This is a genomic window from Mesorhizobium huakuii (assembly GCF_030160235.1).
GTDB lineage: Bacteria > Pseudomonadota > Alphaproteobacteria > Rhizobiales > Rhizobiaceae > Mesorhizobium > Mesorhizobium huakuii.
The window spans coordinates 365,666-386,280 of the sequence record NZ_BSNY01000021.1; the positions used below are offsets into that span (position 1 = coordinate 365,666).

Below are 20,615 nucleotides of genomic sequence, written 5' to 3' on the forward strand. Positions count from 1 at the left end.
CTTTTGGAACCATTGACGCAAGGCAAAAATGGTGTCAATAGTAAAGTGATTTAAAAATGGAACCGTAGACATGTCGACGCGCGAAAGATCCGGCTGCCCGATCAGCCTGTCGCTGGAACTGCTCGGCGACCGCTGGACGCTGCTCATCATCCGCGACCTGGTCTTCGCCGGGAAAAAGCATTTTCGCGAATTCCTGCAGTCGGATGAAGGCATCTCCTCGCGCACGCTGGCTGAGCGGCTGCAGACGCTGCAGGACGAAGGCATCCTCACCCGCAGCGGCGATCCGAGCCACGGCCTGAAGGCGATCTACCGGCTGACGGAAGCCGGCATCGACCTTTTGCCGGTGCTGGCCACGCTCGGCGCCTGGGGCAGCAAGCACCGCAAGGCCGACGATCAGCTCGCCCGCACCGCCGACGAGCTGGCGGCCGGCGGCGAGCCGGCGCTGGAACGGATGAAGGCGGCGCTGCGGGCCGAGCATCTGGCGAACACATGATCGCCGCAGCTCTTGATGGATGCCGCAAGGTCAAGGCGCTGCCCAACCGCGCGGCGAGATCGGATCATCACCGATCATCATACTCGTCGTGAAGGCGGACCCAATCGCCCAGCGTATGCGATGGCCCGTTTTCATTGCGGCCCATGGGAGTGAGGTCGAGATAGCTGTAGGTCCCGATCAGGTTCTCGCCGCCCCGGCTCCGCACCTGGAACGTGCAGTAGATCGTGCCGTCGTCATCCCTGTAGAAAACGGTCGCGCCAGCGCGATCCCTGCCCTTCATCGCGACCTCTTCGAAATTGAACAGCACCTTGCCCGAACTGATCTGGTCCTCGGTGAACGACACCTGGAAGTCGAAATTGAAATCGCTTCCGAATGACGAAACCCAATCGAACCGCCAATTCATCCGCGCCTTGAAATCCAGGATCTCGGCCAGCGGAGCGCGCGCGCAGACGACCAGCGAGACGTCGTGATGCCTGAGATGCTGGTTGGCGGCATCGATGTGGTCGCAAAGGAACGAACAGCCGGTGCAGCGATAGTCCGCATTGGGCGGAAACATGAAGTGATAGATGATCAACTGGCTGCGGCCGCCAAAGAGATCGGCCAGGGATTTCCTGCCCTGGGTCGTATCGAACGCGTAGGGCTTGTCGATGCGCAGCCACGGCAGCGCGCGCCGCTCCGCCGCGAGTTGTTGGCGCTGGCGCGTCAGCGCCTTCTCCTTTGCGAGATGCGATTTGTGCGCCTCGAACCAGTCCGAGTAAGGCGCGATGATGTGGTCGGTCATGTCGTGCTCCTTCCGCACTCGGGCGTATTGCCGGCAGCCTCGTTGCCCGTCTTGAAGACGCTGTCGAAAACCGCGATCCGACATTGGCTGCGCGATTTTCGCGGGAAGAGCGGTGATACAGCCGAGAGCGGACATATCGCTTGACAGATGTACATGCTATGTTCTCTATTCGTTCCAGTCCATCAGCAACCGTGGATATGCAGCCGGATGGAGACGATAGCCACCATCCTGCATGCCGATCTCGACGCTTTCTATGCCTCGGTCGAGCAGTTGCTCGATCCGTCGCTGCGCGGCAAGCCGATCGCGGTCGGCGGCGGCGTGGTGCTGGCCGCCTCCTATGAAGCGCGCGCCTTCGGCGTGCGCGGCGGCATGCCGGGGCGCAAGGCGCGCGAGCTATGCCCGCAACTGATCTTCGTCGGCGGCAATTTCAGCCACTACCAGCGGCTGGGCGACGCGGCGATAAAGGTGCTCGACGATTTCACGCCGGTGGTCGAGCGCATTTCCATCGACGAGGCCTTCGCCGATGTCGCCGGCTGCACGCATCTGTTCGGCTCGCCGCGGGAGATCGCCACGGCCATCCGCCGCCGCGTGCGGGCCGAACTCGGCCTGCCGATCTCGATCGGCGTGGCCCGCACCAAGCATCTGGCCAAGATCGCCTCGCAGGTCGCCAAGCCCGACGGGCTGGTGGTGGTCGATCCCGGCACCGAATTGGCCTTCCTGCACGATCTGCCGGTCTCGCTGATGTGGGGCGTCGGTCCGGCGACCAAGGCGCGGCTTGCCGAGATCGGCGTCGAGACCATCGGCGAATTGGCGAGGACGCATAGCGGCGCGCTGACGCGGCTGCTCGGTCCCGCCGCCGGCGAAAAGCTCGCCGCTCTCGCATGGAACCGCGACCCGCGGAAACTCGAGACCAGGCGCCGGGCGCACTCGGCCGGCGCGCAATCGGCGCTCGGCCAGAAACCCGCCGTTGCGCAGGTGATCGTGCCCACCTTGCTGCATCTGGCCGACCGCGTCGCCAGCCGGCTGCGCGCCAAGGCGCGGCCCGGCCGCACGGTGACGGTGCGCGTGCGCTTTGCCGATCTCAGCGCCGTCACGCGCTCGATCACGCTGGATCAGCCGATTTCGGCGACCACCATGCTGGCCGAGATCGCCGGCGACCTGGTGCGCGGCGTGCTTGCCGACCATCCACGGGAAAAGACCATCTCGCTGCTGGCGATCTCGGTCTCGCATCTCTGGGAGAGTGCCGAACTGCAGCTCGACCTGCCGCTCGGTCTCGCCGACGAGAAGCGCCGCCCCGGTAGCAAAAAGGGCCTCGCCCGTTTCGGCGCCGACCGCGCCATCGACAAGATCCGCGAACGCTTCGGCAAGCAGGCCGTCGGCTACGGCACGGTGGCGCTGGAAGCGGCACGCTCCGTGCCCGACGAATTCAGGGAACTGGCGGAAAAGGAGCTGTGAGCAGCGGCCTCGACGCTCTCGCCCTACGGCTTGCGGATCAACGCCCGGAAGTGGCAGGCGCGGCGGTCACGGTAGAAAGCAGTTCGCGCTTCGCCAGCACCGGCTTCTGATATGTCTTCTTCACGGCAAAGTCCCCCAGCCCAAGCGGCTGGCGGCAGTAACATCCGCCCAGCACAGCTTGTCAAGAAAATGCGGACTCCGGCTTGGCGGGCCGCCTCTTGTCTTGAGGCTCGCCTGGTGATCATCGCGACAATCGGGGTCACTGACGGGTGAGCCCGGCCCTCTCGCCGTGAAATGCTTGCCAAATCCCACCATGCCGCCCATACAGCGGCGTGGGCCGATCGCCCATCCTGAGAGATCGGCGCCTCTCCTATCTTTCCCGAGGATACTGTCCAATGTCAGCGACGCCGTCCCCTTGGTCGAAGCCGTGACGGCCTCCTCCCCCGCCCCGTCCCTATCGCTTGCCGACCTTGGATGGTCGGAGTTTTTCGGCGATCAGCTGGAACCGGGCGATGCAGACCTCATCCCGACGCGCGTTGCCATGGTCCATCGCGATCGGCTGGGCGGCCTGTCCCAGGCGGGACAAACCGACCTGTCTCTGCCGCCGCAGGCCACCACCGGCGACTACGCCGTCGGCGACTGGGTGCTGGCCGAGCCGCATAGCCACCTCGTGCGGCGGCGCCTGGCCCGCAAGACGGTTCTGGAACGCCGCGTCCAGGGCGGCAGGGGGCCGCAGCTGGCCGCGGCCAATGTGGACACGCTGTTCATCGTCACCTCCTGCAATGCCGACTTCAACATCGCCCGGCTCGAACGTTATCTGGCGCTGGCCAACGAGGCCGGAACGACACCCGTGATCCTGTTGACCAAGGCCGACACGGCCGAGGACGCCGAGGCGTACCAAAGCCAGGCCGCCGCGCTGCAGCGCGGATTGGCGGTGGTGACGCTCAACCCGCGCATATCGGGCGCCGCGAGCGCACTCGCTGCCTGGTGCGGCGTGGGCCAGACGGTGGCGCTGATCGGTTCCTCCGGCGTCGGCAAATCGACACTGGTCAACACGCTGGCCGGATCGGCGCAGCAATCGCCGCAGCAGACCGGAGCCATCCGCGAGCACGACGCCAAGGGGCGTCACACCACCACGGCGCGGTCGCTGCATGCCATTGCCGGCGGCGGCTGGGTGATCGACACGCCGGGCATGCGCACGCTGCAGGTCAGCGACGTCGGCTACGGCATCGACACGCTGTTTGCCGAAATCACCGAGCTGGCGCCGCTCTGCAAATTCCGCGACTGTACGCATGTGCATGAGCCGGGCTGCGCGGTGCAGGCCGCCTTGAAGGCCGGCACGCTCGACCCGGAGCGCCTCGCCCGCTGGCGCAAACTGTCTCACGAAAACCAGCACAACACGCCGGTTCAGACGGGACCTCGCGGCGGCAAGTCGCCCGCCAGCCGCGGCAAGCGGCGCTGAACGGCTGCCTACTGCCTACTGCCTACTGCCTACTGCCTACTGCCTACTGCCTACTGCCTACTGCCTACTGCCTACTGCCTACTGCCTACTGCCTACCGCCTGCTGCCTACTGCCCTCAAAGCCGCGCCGTGCCGAAAACCCGGTCCCAGAACAGCGACGTCACGCCGAAATTGGCGTTGTCGTCGATATGGTGGTGCACCGCGTGGCGGCGCTTGAGCGTGTAGAGATAGCTGGGGTGGGCGGGGTGCCAGTGGTGGATCATATGGTGGACGCTGATGTACCAGAGATAGCCCAGCATCAGCCCGCAGCCGACCGCGCTGGCGGTCGCGAAATCCGAAAGCAGCCAGACGGGCAGCGCGATCAACGCATGCACGCCAAGGCTGAGCCAGGTCGGCGTGCCCACCGGACTGCGCTCCTCGATGTGATGACGGTCATGCAGGTCCCTTATGAAGGGAACGTGATGCAGGACGAAGCGGTGCAGGACGTATTCGATCAACGTCCACAGGCCGAGACAGATCAGCACCGTGCCTAGCCACTCCGGCGCGCTTTCTTCCCCCGCCTCGATCAGCCCGGCCACGCCCAACAGGGCGATCGCCAGCGGATAGACCACGAAATCGCTGTAGTAACCGATCAGACCGAGTTGCATACCGGACGCCCCATCTGATTTCGACGCCGCCCCAGAATCGATGCTATCAGATTGCCGAACTCGCGGATGAGGTGCAATGCAGATGCATCTGACATAGCGTCGCAATTTCCCGGCGCAAGTTCAGCACGCATGATCGACTCAAGAATCGGCAAACCTCGCACCGGCGCCGCAAACGGACATGCAAAAATGGCAAAACGTAGTGCGGGCCTGCTGATTTATCGTCAAAGCGACGGGGATATCCAGGTGCTTCTGGTTCATCCCGGCGGCCCGTTCTGGGCGAAGAAGGACGAAGGCGCCTGGTCGATCCCGAAAGGACTCGTCGACGAGAACGAGGACGAATTGGCGGCAGCGCAACGCGAGACCGGGGAAGAGCTCGGCATAACAATCGACGGTCCCTTCGAACGCCTCGGCGACTACAGGCAACCGGGCGGCAAGATCGTCATCGCCTGGTCCGTGGAGGCCAAGGCCGGGATCGACATCGCCACGATCAAGAGCAACAGCTTCACCATGGAATGGCCACCAAGGTCCGGGTTGATGAAGGAGTTCCCGGAGGTCGACAGGGCCGGCTGGTTCAGCCTGCCCGAGGCGGCGTCGAAGATCCTCGCCGGGCAGCGTCCGATGCTGGCTGACCTGGTGGAGCAACTGGATGCCGGGTGATTGCCGGCGCCAGTTCCTTCCATCGATCATCGCCCAGGGCGGCCAATCCTATCGAAAGACCAGGCCCGATCGGCCGGCCCCCGGTTGCCGGGTCCGTTCGATGGCGACGAGAAGCGCCCCCGCCGCCATGATCGGCAAGTGCGCATCGGCGAGGCAGAGCGGCAAAAGCATCAGGGCCCAGCAGGTGGCAACGCACCAGCAGGCCAGGGTGAGACCGAACAACAGCGGATCGGCGAACGCCGCCGCGCCGAAGATCGACAGCCGTGGCCGCAAGTGACACCGGGCAAGGCAGCGTGCCCGTACCGGACTGATCTGCCAGGCCAGGCCAGCCGCGGCAGCCACCAGGCCCGCGCCCAGTTCCGAACCGGTCGAGCCATGCAAGAGGTAGGCCGTCAAGATCAGGATCACGCAGGCGATCGTCCAGATCGACAGGTAGCCGGCGACGAAGAGCAGGATCGCTCGCCAGCGATGGCGTGACAACGAGCGATACCACAAGTGAAGAAGCGGGCCGGCGAGCGCCGGCGCCATCATCGCGATCACCATCAGCGCCGACCCGCCGGCGAGCGCCGGCCAGCCCACTGTTTGAACCGCGTACTCGAGCGCGAATGCGCCTTGGGGAATGACGGAGGTTGCAGCCCCGCCGCACAGCAGCGGCAGGGCGACATGAAGCCGGTCACCGCCAACGATCAGCAGCCAGGCACACAGGCTGACGCCCCAGAGCAGAAGCCCGAGCGGGCCGAAACCCCGAGCCTGGAGCCATTGTCTCAACATCAACTTGACTGACGATAGATGCTGACGCGCTTGATCGAGACCCCTCCCGCTCCGACCGAGCTCACCGGCACGAACAGCACGGACAAGTTGCTGAGGTCGGCATTGCCTGACAGATGCAGCCGGTCGATTGTATCGGTGATCTCCAGCACCTTCGTCATCCCCGAACCGCCGTGCGGTTTGGCCATGTTCGTCGCGGCGCGCGCTCCAAACAGCGACACCACCCCTGCCCGATTATCGGGATGCGCCGCCGGGTCCGCGCCTTCGGGCAGCCCGACATAGACGTCGAACACGGCGGCGTTGTTGTCGCTCGTAATATTCTCCAGGTTGAGAAACACGCGGTCGGGTTCCGGGACGGACCGCGCCGTGAACTCGTTCATCTTGAAGCTGTTGGTGACTTTGCGGGCGGTCGGCTTGTCGACCTTGATTGTCGTCGACGTCGGCGCGTTGGACAGCATGACGGCCTTGGCGTTGGCGCCAAGCAATTCAACGATGGGCTTCTTTGCCACGGAACTGACCTCCGGACCTGCAACGCCTTGGGCGCCGGGTATCGCCATGCTCAACGTTCTCAGCCTCGCACTGAGGCGCTGTTGCCCGGCAAAGGGATCGCTGGTGTCTTCATAGACATAGTTGAGCGCCGGCGCGGTTGTGTCGAGCATATCTTTCGGTGCGAATTGTTTGCGCGTTCCATTGGGTTGCGGAAGAATGAACTTGTGGCGCCCGGCCGGGCCGTTGAGCCATGAAGAGAGCACCGGATTTTTATGGCTAGCGTCGCGCTTGCGCCAGACCTCCCACAGCCGGTCTATATTGGCGTGGTGGAGCCAGAAAATAGGGTCGAGCCCCGCCGTTTCCGGCATCGACATGAGGCCCGCGGACCGCCAGTCGTTTGGATCCTGACCGGCCTGGGAACCGCCCACGCGCCCGTGCACCACGTCATGCGGCACCTGCTCGAGCCAGCCTTCGTGATCGCGATCGGCGTCATGCTGGAAAGGCGTGCGCACACCGCCAAAGCCGGGTGAGCCGTTGGCGACGCCCTCGAACTGCCCATCGGTGAGTGCGGTCTTGGTATCCACGTCCTCTGGCCGGATGACCACCACGCCGTCGCCCCGCCCATAACGCCTTTTGTCGAACAGCGGATTGTCGCCGCCATCGGGCCAGACATTTTTTGCAAAGGCTTCAGGAAGTAGGCGCGGATTGGCGACGGCCTTGCTGTTGTAGTCCCAGTAAGGCAGCGCCCAGTCCTTCGGAGCACCGGGCAATTTCTCGATGGCGGCGCGAACAATGGCTTCAAAAGCAGCGAGATAGCCGCGGTGCCAGGGCACGAAATACCAGCCATGATGCTGACACTGGCCCTGATCCTGCTTCTTGAATTCAGGCGTCTGCGGCAAATGCTCGGCGGGTTTGAGCCAGCCGAACTCGCGCCATATCTGTTCTTCGACACCGTGGATCGCGGCAAGGTATCGCCAACTGGTGACATCCGCGAACGGCCGGGTCTTGAGAACCTGCACGCCACGTGCATACCACAGCAAAACAGGATCCCAGGGCTGTGCGAGACTCCAGACGTTTCGGCGAATGCGAGCCATCATCTCCCCCTTTGTTTAGCTAAGGAGAGTATATGCCCAAAAGCGATCCGAATCCATTTGAATCCAACTTCCCAACGACAGTAATTTCGGCAGGTTTTCTTCAGCGAAGCACCCGCTGAATGGAACCCGCCCCGATTCGATCAGGATGGGAAAGGCCTGCTATCCGTCGACCGCGAACCTTGCCGCTGTCCACGCCCCGCCCGCCGCGTTCGACGCCACCGCCGCGGCGACGAACTTCACGCCGCGCGCGCCATCGATGACATCCGGCACCTGCGCCGCGCGCGCGGCATCGACCACGCCACCGGAGCGATGCGCGCGGATGATGTCGGCGGCGTCGCGATAGAAATTGGCGAAGGCCTCGATATAGCCTTCGGGATGCGCCGCCGGCATGCGCGAGACGCGCCGGGCCTCCGCTGTCGAACCATGGCCGCCGCGCACCAGCGTGCGGGTTTCCTCGCCATAGACCGAAAAACGCAGTTCCTCCGGCCGCCCGCCCGACCATTCGAGCCCGGCTCTGTCGCCATAGATGCGCACGGAGAGATCATTGTAGTGGCCGGGCGAGGTTTGGCTGGCCAGGATGGTGCCGCGCGCCCCATCCGTCCAGCGCACCATCACATGCGCATTGTCGTCGAGCCGGCGTCCGGGCACGGCGGTGAACAGGTCCGCCGACACCGCCTCGGCCTCGCGGCCCGAAATGTAGCTCGCCAGGTTGAAGGCATGCACGCCGATATCGGCAAGCACCGCCGACTGCCCTGCCCTGGCCGGATCGGTGCGCCACTCCGCCTGCTTCTGGCCCTCGGCGTCGATCGGCCTGGTCAGCCAGTCCTGGATATAGGCGCCATGCACCGAGACGATGCGGCCAAGCTCGCCCGCCATGACCATTTCGCGCGCCTGGCGGACCATGGCGTAGCCGCTGTTGTTCAGCGTGACGACGAAGCGGCGGTTTTTTGCCCGCGCCAGCGTCACCAGCGCTTCAGCGTCGCTGAGCGTGGTCGACAGCGGCTTGTCGCAGATCACGTCGATGCCCGCCTCGAGGAAGGCGGTGGCGATCGGCGCGTGCAGATGATTGGGCGTGACGATGACGACCGCCTCTATACCGTCAGGCCGCGCCGCCTCGGCCTTGGCCATGGCATGATAATCGGCATAGCTGCGCTCCGGCGCGATGCCGATCTCGGCGGCGGAGGCGGCGGCGTTCTCCGGGTCGGATGACAGCGCGCCGGCCACCAGCGCGATCTGGTCGTCGAGGCGCATGGCGAGCCGATGCACGGCGCCGATGAAGGCATTGCGCCCGCCGCCGACCATGCCGACCCTCAGGCGCTTGCCCGCCAACCCATCCGATGTTGCGTAGACCATGGTTTCTCCTCCGGTAGATCATTGGCGACGTGCCAAGCCCGGCTACCACTTTCGAACATAATTTCCAATTTCCGTATTGTAATACGATTGTGCCACGCTAGCCTGAGCGTCATGAATGGGGCGGGCAAACCTTCGGGACGATCTCTCAGCGACGAGGCGGCGACGCGCAAGCGCGGGCGCTCGCTGGCGGCACTGGGCTATTTCAAGCCGCAGACCTATGAGGAACTGCGCGCCGTGCTCTCCTCCGGCACCGTGCATTTTCCCAAGCGGCTGCGCCAGGTGGCGATCTTCATGTGGCAGCATCCAAGCGATGTCGCGCTCGGCACCATCGCGCAGGTGGCGGCACAGGCGGGCGTGCAGCCCTCGACGCTGGTGCGCTTCGCCCAGATCTTCGGCTATTCCGGCTTTTCCGATTTCCAGGGCCTGTTCAAGGAGCACGTCAAGGGATCGTGGCCGGAAGCGCGCGGCGAGCCGCGCACCGAGGCCGAGCCGAATGCCACGATGCATTTCCTGCACGGCATGGTCGGCGCCTCGCAGGCCTCGCTGGGCCGCATCGAAGCGGGCTTCGACGTCGAGAGCTTCGAAAAGATGGTGACGCTGCTGGCGGCCGCCGAGCTGATCTATGTCATCGGCTCCAAGCGCGCCTTCCCGGTCACCGCCTATCTGTCGCTGACCTTGTCGCAGCAAGGCGTGCGCAATGTGCTGGTCGACAATGTCGGCTCCTCGGCGCTCGACCAGGTCGGCTGCATCGGCGGCCGGGATGCCGTGCTGGCCGTCTCCTTCAGTCCCTACAATTCGATCACGCCCGACCTTGTCGCGGTGGCGCATGAACGCAAGGCCCGCATCGTCACCATCACCGACAGCACCTTCAGCCCGCTGATCCCCTTGTCGGACAGCTGGCTGGAAGTGGTGGAATCCGATTTCGCCGGCTTTCGCTCGCTGGCGGCATCGCTGGCGGTCGGCATGGCGCTGGTCCAAGGCGTCGCGGCAAAACGCGGCGCATGAGACGCTGCTGGCACAATTGACTATCGGGAATTGCCGTTCCATATTTTGAAAAATAGAAACTTTGTTCCGGGAGGAGGAATGGAGCTTCATCTCCAAGGCAAGGTCGTGCTGGTCACCGGCGCGACGCAAGGCATCGGCCGCGCCATCGCCGAGACGCTGGCGCGTTCTGGCGCCGGCGGGCTGCTGATCACCGGACGCGATGGCAAACGCGGCGACGCCGTGGCGGCGGAACTGTCGGCCATCGGCACGCCGACCATCTTCGTCGCCGCCGACCTTGGAGACCCACGGACACCTGCCCTTCTGGCGCAGGCCTGCATCGAGCGCTTCGGCCGCATCGACGGCCTCGTCAACGCCGCCGGCCTGACCGACCGCGCCTCCTTCCTCGATGCCGACCTCGACGACTGGTCCTCGCTGTTCGCCGTCAATGCGCGGGCACCTTTCTTCCTGATGCAGGCGGCAATCGCCGACATGAGGAAGCGCGGGGAGCCCGGCGCCATCGTCAACATCCTGTCGATCAACGCCCATTGCGGCTCGCCCGAACTCGCCGTCTATTCCGCCACCAAGGGCGCGCTGGCGACGCTGACCAAGAACGCCGCGAACGCCCACCGTTTCGACCGTATCCGCGTCAACGGCATCAATGTCGGCTGGACAGACACGCCGGCCGAACGCGTGATGCAGTCCGAGACGTTGGGCCACGGCCCGGGCTGGCTCGACGCCGCCAACGCCGCGCAGCCTTTCGGCAGGCTGCTCAAGCCAGACGATATCGCCAACCTTGCCGTCTTCCTGCTTTCCGACGCGGCCGGGCCGATGACCGGCGCCGTGATCGACCAGGAACAGTCGGTGATCGGGGCAAACCGGTGAACGCCGCTTCGGCAGCGCCGGAAACGCTCGGGCCGGCCCTGCTGGACCAGCTTCCGGCCGCTGTCCGGACGCCTGGATATGACCGGACGACCCTTGCGCCCGGCATGGCGCATCTCGGCGTCGGCGCCTTCCACCGCTGCCATCAAGCCGAATACACCGATGATTTGCTGGCGCGCCAGTTCGACCGCTGGGGCGTTGTCGGCATCAACATCCGCCCGCCCATCCTTGCCGATACGCTCGGCCGGCAAGGCGGCCTCTACACAAGGCTGATCCGCGAAAACAGCCACATCGAGGCACGTATCATCGGCAGCATCGTCCGCGTGGTGGACAGCCAGGACAGCGCCGCACCGGCGCTCGGCGTGCTCTCCTCATCCGACATCGAACTGGTGACGATGACTGTGACGGAGAAGGGCTATTGCCACGTCCCGTCGAGCGGCGCGCTCGATCTCGGCCATCCCGACATCGTCCATGATCTCGCCAACCCGCATGCACCGCGAAGCGTGCCCGGCATCCTCGCGCGGGCGCTGGAAATGCGCCGGGCCACGCATGGCCGGCCACTGACGCTGCTCTCCTGCGACAACATCCCGACCAACGGCGTCATCCTGGAAACCGTGGTGCGCAGCTTCGCCGAACGGCGCGGCAATGGCTTGGCCGACTGGATGGCCGCCAACGCCGCCTTCCCCTCGGCGATGGTCGACCGCATCGCGCCGGCGGTGACGCAGGACGACCTCGACAGCGTCGAGCAATGGTTCGGCTACCGCGACGCCGCCGTCGCCGTCGGCGAGCCGTTCCGGCAATGGGTGATCGAGCAGAAATTCGCCGGCCGCGTGCCGCGCTGGGATCTGGTCGGCGCGACCTTCGTCGACGACGTCACGCCGTTCGAGCATCTCAAGATGCGGGTGCTTAACGGCGCCCAGACGACGCTCGCCACGCTCGGCGTGCTGGCTGGCCTCGAACACACTTTTGACGCCATCGCCGACCCGCTACTGTCGGCCTTCATCAGGCGCATGCTGGTCGAGGAAACGCTGCCGACGCTGATGCCGGTGCCCGGCATGGACCCCTCGGCCTATGTCGAGCAGAGCCTCGGCCGGCTGAAGAACACCGCGATCCGCCACCGCAACCACCAGATTGCCACCGACGGTTCGCAGAAGATCGTCCAGCGCCTGCTCAACCCGATCCGCGACCGCTTGCGGCTGGGCCAGACCATCGGCCTGCTGTCGGTGCCGGTCGCCGGCTGGATGGCCTACCTGATCCAGGCCTCGCACCGGTTCGGCAAACGCTGGCCGGTGTCGGACCCCTATGCCGGCAAGGTCGCGGCAATCGCCGACGCCACCGGCCGCGATGCGCCGGCTCTGGCCTCGGCCATACTCGCCATCGACACGATTTTCGATCCCGGCCTAGCCGCGAACGCTGCGTTTCGCGCGGCGGTGACTTCGGCGCTAAACGAGCTGCTCTCGGACGATCCGATGGCGGCTGTCCGGCACAGTCTCGAACAAGACGAGGTCGCAAGGTTGAAACGATCCAAACAACAGGCATTATGAGCATCGGCCGTGAAGGCACGGCACAAGCAATTCCAGGAAAAGTGTGAAACGGTTTTCCGTCCGGAATTGCGCGAAAACAAAGGAAGAGCTCTTCGGCGTTTCCGCGAAACGATGAAGAGATCTGGGGAGGCACTATGAAACTTGGACTGCTCACCGCACCCTTCGCGGAGACGCCGCTTGCCGATGTCGCCGCCTGGGCGGGCTCGGCCGGCTTCGAGGCGCTCGAAATCGCCTGCTGGCCGAGAACCTCTGGCGCGACGCGGCGCTATGCCGGTACCAGTCATATCGATGCTGCCTCCACCTCGCCCGCGCAGGCGAAAGAAATCGCCGCCTCGCTGGCGGAAAAGCACCTGACCATCTCCGGCCTCGGCTACTACCCCAACCCGCTGCATCCGGATGCCGCGCACCGCGAGGCGGTGATCGGCCATCTGAAGAAGGTGATCGTGCTGGCCGCCAATATGGGCGTATCCGTGGTCAACACCTTCTGCGGCGGCGATGCGTCCAAGACGGTCGACGTCAACTGGCAGGACGCGCTGAAAGTCTGGCCCGAGATCGTCGCTTTTGCGCGCGGCCACGGCGTGAAACTCGCCTTCGAGAACTGCCCGATGATCTTCAGCTATGACGAATGGCCGGGCGGGCACAACATCGCCTATTCGCCGCAGGTCTGGCGCCGCATCCTGGAGACCTGGGGCGGCGATATCGGCATGAATTTCGACCCCTCGCACCTGGTCTGGCAGATGATCGACCAGGCCCGCTTCATCAGGGAGTTTGGCCCCTACATGCTGCATGTCCACGCCAAGGACCTGATGATTGATCATGATGGTTTGTACGAGCGCGGAATCCTCTCGGCCGGGATAGGCTGGCAGGTGCCGCGCATGCCGGGGCTGGGCGATGTCGACTGGAGCGGCTTCTTTTCCGGCCTCTACCGCGCCGGCTATGACGGGTCGGTCATCATCGAACACGAGGACAGGCGGTTTGAAGGCAGCGACGAGCAGGTCAAACGGGGTTTTCTGCTCGCCCGCGACGTTCTGCGGCCCTACGTCAAGTGAAGGGAAAGCATGTCGCCCAAAAGTGTCTCGCGGTTTTGGGGCAACGACATGCGGAGGACAACGAGTTGAAGCGGGCAGTCTGAATCACTTTCTGAGCGGCACGTTTCAACGACTTGCAACTGAAACTGAAAAACAATGTGGAGGAAGTCTGAAATGAAGAAAATCCTGACCATGGTCCCGCTGCTTGCGGGCGCTGCCTTGCTGGCCTCGGTGGGCGTCTCGTCGGCCGCCGGCAAATACACGATCGGCATTTCCAACACCGTGCAGGGCAATGGCTGGCGCGAGGAGATGGTGTGCGCCATGAAGGCGCAGGCGCTGGCTTCCGGCGAGGTGGCAAAGCTCAACATCGCCCACCGCAACACCGATGCCGCCGGCCAGTTGGAAGATATCCGCAACCTGATCAGCGCCAAGGTCGACGCCATCGTCGTAAATCCCGCCGATCCGGCCGGCATCAAGGCGGGACTGGAGGAAGCCACCAAGGCCGGCATCGTCGTCGTCGCCGTCGACCAGGCGGTCACCGAGCCGTCGGCCTACATCATCTCCAACAACCAGGAGGAATACGCCTATCTCGGCGCCAAATGGCTGTTCAAGCAGATGGGCGGCAAGGGCGAGGTGTTTTACATGCGCGGTGCGGCCGGCGCTTCGGCCGATAGCGATCGCGACAAAGGCTTCAAGAAGGCGCTGGCCGAATTTCCGGACGTGAAGGTGGCGCAGGAAGTCTTCACCGGCTGGCAGCAGGACCAGGCCAAGCAGCAGATCCTCTCCTTCCTGTCGACGGGAACGCCGATCAACGGCATCTGGACGTCCGGCATCGACAACGTCATCGTCGACGCGCTGGTGGAATCGCAAGCGCCGCTGGTGCCGATCGTCGGCGCCGACAATGCCGGCTTCGTCGGCCAGCTGAGCTCGGTCAAGGGCCTCGTCGGCGCCGCTGTCACCAACCCCGGCTCGATCGGCGGCGCGGGCGTGACGCTCGCCCTGCAGATTCTCGACGGCAAGAAGCCGGCGCAGCAGACCGTGCTGGTGCAGCCGCAACTCTGGGAAAATGCCACCGAGGAAGGCAAGGCCAAGCTGAAAGCCGCCGCCGACCCGTCGCTCAGCCCCGAATGGCCGGTCTCGATCTCGATCCCGGACTGGACGACCTACACGAAGGACCAGATCGTGGCCTGCAAGGGCCCGGGGGAGTAAGGGCTGGAGCCGCTTCTGCCTTCTCCCCTTGTGGGAGAAGGTGGCCTCGCGAGGCGAGGCCGGATGAGGGGTGCTCCAGGCAATACCGACGTCTCACTCCGCTGGAACACCCCCATCCGTCTCGGCGCTAACGCGCCGATCCACCTTCCCCCACAAGGGGGGAAGGAAAGTCGCCGCCTTCGTCCGACTTGCCGCACCGCCGCAGAGATCGAGAACAACACGTTTTGACAACAAACCCGTTGCCGCAAAGCCCCCTCCTCGACGCCTCCGGCGTCGCCAAGAACTACGGCGCGGTTGCAGCGCTGCGCAACGCGTCGCTCTCCGTGCTGCCGGGCGAGGTGCATGCGTTGATGGGCGCCAATGGCGCCGGCAAGTCGACGCTGGTGAAGATCCTGACCGGGGCGATATCGGCCAATGCCGGGCGCATCCTGATCCGGGGCGAGGCGCGCGACATACGCTCGCCCGCAGCCGCGCGCCGCGCCGGGCTGCTGCCGGTCTACCAGGAGCCGTCGCTGATCCCCGATCTCGACGTGCTATCCAATCTGCGTCTGACCGGCACGCCGGTCGAGCCGTTCCGCGCCTGGGTGCGCGAACTCGGTATTGCCGACCTCGACCTGCGCGACACCGCGCGCGACATTCCGCTGGCCGTGCTGCGCGTGCTCGATCTGGCGCGTGCGCTGGCCGTCGAGCCCGACGTCCTGCTGCTCGACGAGATGACGGCCGCGCTCCCCGCCAACCTCGCCGAAAAAGTGCTGGAAGTGGTGCGCCGCCAGGGCGATTCGGGGCGCGCCGTGATCTTCATCTCGCACCGCTTCGTCGAAATATCCGCGCTGTGCGACCGCGCCACAGTGCTGCGCGACGGCGAGACCGTCGGCGTCGTCGACATCGTGCCCGGTGTCGAGGAAAAGATCGTCGAGCTGATGCTCGGCACGCGCATCGTCAAGACCCATGTCGCCGCCCGCGGCGCCGCCGAGAAGGCAGCGCCCGCCCCTGCCCGGCCGCGCATCGCCGTCCACAATCTGCGCGTCGGCACCAAGCTCAACGACGTCTCCTTCGATCTCAGGGATGGCGAAGTCGCCGGCGTCGTCGCGCTCGAAGGCCAGGGCCAGGACGAATTATTCGCTGCCCTTGCCGGCTCGATCCGCCCCTCGGGAGGGACGATCGAGGTTGATGGCAGCCCAGTGAAATTTTCGCACCCGATCGACGCCATCCGCGCGGGGATCGCCTATGTGCCGGGCGACCGTTCCGAGGCGCTCGCCATGCAGCGCTCGGTGCGTGAAAACATCGCGCTGCCCTTCAGCGCCGCGCTGCGCAATTGGGGACCGATCCCCATGCGCCGCGAGCGCGCGAAAGTGCTGAGCGCCATCGAGCGGCTGCAGATCGACACGCGCGCGCAGGGCGAGGTGCAGCGCCTGTCCGGCGGCAACCAGCAGAAGGTGACCATCGCCCGCTGGATCGCGGCGGATGCCCGCACCATCCTGTGCTTCGACCCGACGCGCGGCATCGATGTCGGCACCAAGCAGGAGATCTACAAGCTGCTGCGCGAACTCGCCGGCCACGGCAAGTCGGTGCTGTTCTACACCTCGGAGCTCGAAGAGGTGCAGCGCGTCTGCGACCGCGTCATCGTCATCTTCGGCGGCCGCCTCGTCGACATCTTCCCGGTCGAGGAGGCCGACGAGCCGGCGCTGATGCGCGCCGCCTACGGCCTGCCGCGCGGCGCCAAGGCCGATATCGGCATACTGGCCGATCCCCAGTCCCCGTCTTCGGGGACGGCGCCATGAGCCATTTCCTGCGCCGCCAGGGCTGGGTCATTGGCCTGTTCGCCCTGCTCATCGTTCTGTTCATCGCCACCCGGATCATCCAGCCCGGCTATGGCAGCGGCGATTTCGGTTCGCTGGCACGCGCGGTGCTGCCCTATGCCTTCGCGGTGGCCGCGCAGACGGTGGTGGTCATCGCCGGCGGCATCGACCTCTCGGTCGCCGCCATGATGGCGCTGACCAGCGTCACCGCCGCCTCGATGATGGCGGGCGCTTCCGAAGAACACGCGCTGTTCGTCGTGCCCTTCGTGCTCGCCATGGGTCTTGTCCTCGGCGCGCTCAACGGCCTGCTCATCGTCGTCACCCGCGTGCCGGATATCGTCGTCACGCTCGCCATGCTGTTCGTGCTGCAAGGGGCGGCGCTGCTGGTGCTCGACGCGCCCGGCGGCGGCGCCGCCGGATGGCTGAAGGCGCTGATCTCGGGCACGGTGCCGATCCCCGGCCTGCCCGACGCCGTCGACGCCTGGCTGCCGAAGGCGCTGCTGGTGCTCATCGTCTGCCTGTGCATCATCTGGATACCGCTCAGGCGCTCGCGCCTTGGCCTCTCCATCTACGCCATTGGCTCGAGCGAGCTGGCGGCGTTCCGCTCGGGCGTGCCGGTCAAGCGCACCCGCATCATCGCCTATGCGCTGTCGGGCCTGTTCGCCGCCTTCGGCGGGCTGGCGCTGACCATGAGCACCGGCATCGGCGCCCCCATCCCCGGCCCCTATCTGCTGGCCAGCGTCGCCGCCGTGGTGCTGGGCGGCGTGGCGCTCGGCGGCGGCAAGGGCGGCCTGCTCGGCCCCATCGTCGCCGTCTTCGTGCTGCGCCTGGTGCGCACCGACCTCACCCTGCTCGCCATCGACCCCAACGTCACCGCCATCATCGAAGGCGCCATCATGGTGGCGGTGGTGATGTTCGGCGCGTTCATCACCATGCGGGGGCGGCAATGATGGGCGGGCATCGGCGCGCGCTTCTTCCTTCCCCCCTTGTGGGGGAAGGTGGCCTCGCGAAGAGAGGTCGGATGGTTCCAGGGAACGCCAACGCCTCACTCCGTCACGCACCCCTCATCCGTCTCGGCGCTGCGCGCCGATCCACCTTCTCCCACAAGGGGAGAAGGGAAGTCGCACACACCCCATCGCGAACCGGACCCACCCCATGAGCACCTCCGCGATCACGTCTCCGCCCGTCCCCTTCGGCCGCCGCATAAAGCGCTTTATGGCCGACCGGCCGCTCGTGCCGCTGATCATCCTGCTGGTCATCCTGGTGGTGATCCTGCAGATCCTGCGCCCCGGCATCGTCAACGAGCGCTGGATCGCCAACACCATCAAATTCGCCATTCCGCTGGCCATCCTCGCCGGCTGCCAGACCATGACCATGCTGACCGGCGGCATCGACCTCTCCGTCGGCACGGTGGCGACGATGAGCGCCTTCATCATGGCGACGCAGATCGTCAACCAGGACCCTTCTGTCGCCTTCCTGCTGGCGATGATGCCGGCGGTGCTGATCGGCCTGGTCAACGGCATCGGCGTCGGCGTCTTCCGCGTCCACCCGCTGATCATGACGCTGGGCACCAGCCTGATCGGCACAGGCTGCCTGCAAGTCTACCAGCGCACGGTGATCGCGTCGGGCGCCAAGATCCCCGACTTCCTCGCCTGGCTCGGCACCGGCGTAACGTGGGGTTTCCCCAACGCCCTGCTGCTGTTCATACCGCTGGCGGCGCTGATCGTCTTCACGCTGGCCCGCACCGGCTTCGGCCGCCTGCTCTACGCCGTCGGCGACAATGAGCGCGCGACGCGCCTGTCGGGCGTGCAGTACTGGCAGGTCATCACGGCGCTCTACGTCACCTCGAGCCTGCTCGCCGGCATCACCGGCCTGCTCTATATCGGCCTGATCAAGGCCCCTTCCCTGTCGCTCGCCGAACCCCTGGTCCTGCCCTCGGTCGCCGCCGCCGTCATCGGCGGCACCTCCATCTTCGGCGGCCGCGGCGGCTACACCGGCACCATCGTCGGCGCGCTGATCCTGACCGTGCTGACGACGCTGCTGACCATCCTGCAGATGCCGGAGGGGGCGAGGCGCATCCTGTTCGGCCTGATCGTGCTGTTCGTGACGGCGGCTTATCTGCGGATCGTGGAGGAGCGGTGACAAGGACCTTGAGCGGCCGGCCATGAATTTATCGCCTGCGCATCCAGATCTCGCCACAATACAATCAGTCTCTAAATTTAGAAATACATTATATATCTCAAAAATAGTTATCTAGATTCGTAAAATTCAGAATTGGCTACTGGCGGTAAAATAAAACGCTGCTAGATTTCTCCTATTGCGGGTAGCGGCAGGGCTAATATGCACCGCGACCGACTTGACTGCCGCGCAGTTCGACTTCGTCTTGTAGGGAGCGCGCCCCGCGGCGTCTGACGAAGCGCCGCCACGGGCCAGGGCTTCGCTCTGTGTTCAAATCACTTGGACTGTCGGCAATCCAATGATTGAACACAGAGATGGAGTGGCCAAGGAATATTTTTCATGGAAGGTCGTCGCTTCCGCGAAGCCGTCACTTATATTATTTGTTGTTGAATTATATTTGGCGAACGCTGTCGATGTCAGAATAACTATTTCCTTCCGCCGCTCACTTTCAACCATTGTTTAACTGCCATGCTTCATCCTGCGGATCGCAGGCAAGAAATTCAAGGATTGCTCGATGCAGATCACCTCGGACCTCACCGTTACGATACAGAAGTTGCTGTCGGCCAGGAGCGGTGTTGCTGGCACGAGCCAGCAGGCGTTCGCCAAGGCGGGCACGGCGCTGCGGACCGAGGCTCCGGTCATTCGTCCGGGCGCGACCGGCGACGAGGATGGCACCGAATACGATCCGTTCGGCAGCTTCGGCCGGGCCCCCGATGTGCCGGCGACTTCGTCCGCCGCTGCACCCTCCACCACCACGGCGGACGACCCCTACATGCACGCCGGCAAGGCCAATTATGGCGAGCTCTATGCCGAGTATACGCGCTTCATCGGCTCGATGGTCGAGGCGGATCGCCAGCATAAGGACTCCACCGTCCCACGCTACTTCATCCCTGCCGGCGAGACGCAGGAGACGGTGATGGCCATGGAAGAACATGACTATATGTGGGCCGTCCAGGACGAGATGGAGGCCGCCGCCGACCGCAGCCCGCAGGCGCAGGCCAACAAGGCGATTGCCAACCAGGGCCTGAGCTTCGGCGACGCCACCAGGATGGCATCCGATGCCTTGTTCAGCCTGCAGAAGGCATTGCCGGCCCTGAACGACACGCTGGCGCGCCTGACTCCCACGGCGGTTGAAGAGCGCATGCAAAGCGTCGGCGGCGACCCGAAGCTGCAACGTCTCGCGCAACAGGTGGCCAAGAGCGATATGCTGTTCGCCAGGAGCAGCCTTCGCTACGTCGACAGGATCGTGAGAAGCATCGAGAGCGGCCCCAACAAGGTCGACGGCGCCATCCTGGTCAAGGACGACCAGGGCCAGTACCAGCTTGGCGATTTCTCGATCTCATTCAACGGTCAGCTGATGCTGACCTCCAGGGATACGTTCAAGGCATTCTGAACGTCGCGAGCGCGTCCGCCGCTTCCCCGGCATTGCTCGCGTGCGCCTCTCCGGCGTGCGATACTGGCAGGTCAGCGCTCTACGTCACCACGAGCCTGTTCGCCGGCGGCCTGCTTTATATCGGCCTGATCAAGGCCCATCGCAAGCCGAACCGCTGGTCCTGCCCTCGGCGGTGGCGGCCGTGATCGGCGGCATCTTCGTGACCCTGGCGGCTACACCGGCACCGTCATCGGCGCCTTGATGCTGACCGAGCCGACGACGCTGCTGACGATTTGCCGGAGGGGGCACGGCGAATCCTGTTCGGACTGATCGTGCTGTTCGTGACGGCGGCTCATCTGCGGATCGTGGAGGAGCGCTAGTTGATGTGTTGAGCGGCCGCATTAGGGCCGTCTGCATCGCGTCA

Annotated in this window: 18 protein-coding genes and 1 pseudogene; 14 read left to right on the forward strand and 5 right to left on the reverse strand. The window is 65.0% G+C overall.

Going from position 1 to position 20,615, the window contains the following annotated elements:
- Nucleotides 1-70: 70 nt before the first annotated feature.
- Nucleotides 71-493 carry a winged helix-turn-helix transcriptional regulator gene (locus tag QQK95_RS12005; protein WP_284272497.1) on the forward strand — a complete coding sequence of 141 codons (423 nt, stop codon included), beginning with the start codon at nt 71-73 and terminating at the stop codon, nt 491-493.
- A 67-nt stretch (nt 494-560) separates the two neighbouring features.
- Here QQK95_RS12005 and QQK95_RS12010 read toward each other — a convergent pair whose 3' ends face one another.
- Nucleotides 561-1,274 carry a DUF899 domain-containing protein gene (locus QQK95_RS12010; RefSeq protein WP_284272499.1) on the reverse strand — a complete coding sequence of 238 codons (714 nt, stop codon included), beginning with the start codon at nt 1,272-1,274 and terminating at the stop codon, nt 561-563.
- 207 nt (nt 1,275-1,481) lie between these two features.
- Between QQK95_RS12010 and dinB the strand changes: the two genes are divergently transcribed.
- A complete protein-coding gene (gene dinB / locus QQK95_RS12015; protein WP_284272501.1) occupies nt 1,482-2,729 on the forward strand; it encodes a DNA polymerase IV in 1,248 nt (415 codons plus the stop codon).
- Nucleotides 2,730-3,117: 388 nt separating this feature from the next.
- Nucleotides 3,118-4,191 (forward strand): ribosome small subunit-dependent GTPase A, encoded by a 1,074-nt coding sequence (gene rsgA / locus QQK95_RS12020; protein WP_409371684.1) that lies wholly within the window; start codon nt 3,118-3,120, stop codon nt 4,189-4,191.
- Nucleotides 4,192-4,306: 115 nt separating this feature from the next.
- On the opposite strand, the gene QQK95_RS12025 is transcribed toward rsgA, so the two are convergent.
- A complete protein-coding gene (locus QQK95_RS12025) occupies nt 4,307-4,837 on the reverse strand; it encodes a sterol desaturase family protein (RefSeq protein WP_284272504.1) in 531 nt (176 codons plus the stop codon).
- 186 nt (nt 4,838-5,023) lie between these two features.
- Between QQK95_RS12025 and QQK95_RS12030 the strand changes: the two genes are divergently transcribed.
- Nucleotides 5,024-5,494 carry an NUDIX domain-containing protein gene (locus QQK95_RS12030; protein WP_284272506.1) on the forward strand — a complete coding sequence of 157 codons (471 nt, stop codon included), beginning with the start codon at nt 5,024-5,026 and terminating at the stop codon, nt 5,492-5,494.
- A gap of 48 nt (nt 5,495-5,542) precedes the next feature.
- Here QQK95_RS12030 and QQK95_RS12035 read toward each other — a convergent pair whose 3' ends face one another.
- The 3 genes from QQK95_RS12035 to QQK95_RS12045 all read right to left on the reverse strand — a co-directional run bounded on the left by QQK95_RS12035 (nt 5,543) and on the right by QQK95_RS12045 (nt 9,198).
- The gene (locus tag QQK95_RS12035; RefSeq protein ID WP_284272576.1) at nt 5,543-6,265 is read right to left on the reverse strand and encodes a copper chaperone; all 723 of its coding nucleotides are present in this window, start codon (nt 6,263-6,265) and stop codon (nt 5,543-5,545) included.
- Nucleotides 6,265-7,845 carry a tyrosinase family protein gene (locus tag QQK95_RS12040; protein ID WP_284272508.1) on the reverse strand — a complete coding sequence of 527 codons (1,581 nt, stop codon included), beginning with the start codon at nt 7,843-7,845 and terminating at the stop codon, nt 6,265-6,267. The genes QQK95_RS12035 and QQK95_RS12040 overlap by 1 nt, the downstream gene beginning before the upstream one ends.
- Before the next feature lie 159 nt (nt 7,846-8,004).
- Nucleotides 8,005-9,198 carry a Gfo/Idh/MocA family protein gene (locus tag QQK95_RS12045; RefSeq protein ID WP_284272510.1) on the reverse strand — a complete coding sequence of 398 codons (1,194 nt, stop codon included), beginning with the start codon at nt 9,196-9,198 and terminating at the stop codon, nt 8,005-8,007.
- A gap of 111 nt (nt 9,199-9,309) precedes the next feature.
- Here QQK95_RS12045 and QQK95_RS12050 point away from each other — a divergent pair, with 111 nt between their 5' ends.
- The 10 genes and pseudogenes from QQK95_RS12050 to QQK95_RS12095 all read left to right on the forward strand — a co-directional run.
- Nucleotides 9,310-10,203, forward strand: a complete 894-nt coding sequence (locus QQK95_RS12050) for a MurR/RpiR family transcriptional regulator (RefSeq protein ID WP_284272512.1) — start codon at nt 9,310-9,312, stop codon at nt 10,201-10,203.
- A gap of 78 nt (nt 10,204-10,281) precedes the next feature.
- Nucleotides 10,282-11,064 carry an SDR family oxidoreductase gene (locus QQK95_RS12055; RefSeq protein ID WP_284272514.1) on the forward strand — a complete coding sequence of 261 codons (783 nt, stop codon included), beginning with the start codon at nt 10,282-10,284 and terminating at the stop codon, nt 11,062-11,064.
- A complete protein-coding gene (locus QQK95_RS12060; RefSeq protein ID WP_284272515.1) occupies nt 11,061-12,605 on the forward strand; it encodes a mannitol dehydrogenase family protein in 1,545 nt (514 codons plus the stop codon). Before QQK95_RS12055 ends, QQK95_RS12060 begins: the two co-directional genes overlap by 4 nt.
- 134 nt (nt 12,606-12,739) lie before the next feature.
- Nucleotides 12,740-13,654, forward strand: coding sequence for a sugar phosphate isomerase/epimerase family protein (locus tag QQK95_RS12065; protein WP_284272517.1), 915 nt, complete (start codon nt 12,740-12,742; stop codon nt 13,652-13,654).
- Nucleotides 13,655-13,807: 153 nt separating this feature from the next.
- Nucleotides 13,808-14,842, forward strand: a complete 1,035-nt coding sequence (locus QQK95_RS12070; protein ID WP_284272519.1) for an ABC transporter substrate-binding protein — start codon at nt 13,808-13,810, stop codon at nt 14,840-14,842.
- A 239-nt stretch (nt 14,843-15,081) separates the two neighbouring features.
- Nucleotides 15,082-16,623 carry a sugar ABC transporter ATP-binding protein gene (locus QQK95_RS12075; protein WP_284272578.1) on the forward strand — a complete coding sequence of 514 codons (1,542 nt, stop codon included), beginning with the start codon at nt 15,082-15,084 and terminating at the stop codon, nt 16,621-16,623.
- On the forward strand, nt 16,620-17,591 hold the full coding sequence (locus QQK95_RS12080; RefSeq protein ID WP_284272521.1) for an ABC transporter permease: 972 nt from the start codon (nt 16,620-16,622) through the stop codon (nt 17,589-17,591). The genes QQK95_RS12075 and QQK95_RS12080 overlap by 4 nt, the downstream gene beginning before the upstream one ends.
- Nucleotides 17,592-17,796: 205 nt before the next feature.
- Nucleotides 17,797-18,783: an ABC transporter permease gene (locus tag QQK95_RS12085; protein ID WP_284272523.1), complete on the forward strand. Its 987-nt coding sequence runs from the start codon at nt 17,797-17,799 to the stop codon at nt 18,781-18,783.
- A 550-nt stretch (nt 18,784-19,333) separates the two neighbouring features.
- Nucleotides 19,334-20,212, forward strand: coding sequence for a hypothetical protein (locus QQK95_RS12090; protein ID WP_284272525.1), 879 nt, complete (start codon nt 19,334-19,336; stop codon nt 20,210-20,212).
- Nucleotides 20,213-20,255: 43 nt separating this feature from the next.
- Nucleotides 20,256-20,571, forward strand: a pseudogene (locus QQK95_RS12095) (ABC transporter permease); the annotation flags it as partial.
- Nucleotides 20,572-20,615: the final 44 nt, after the last annotated feature.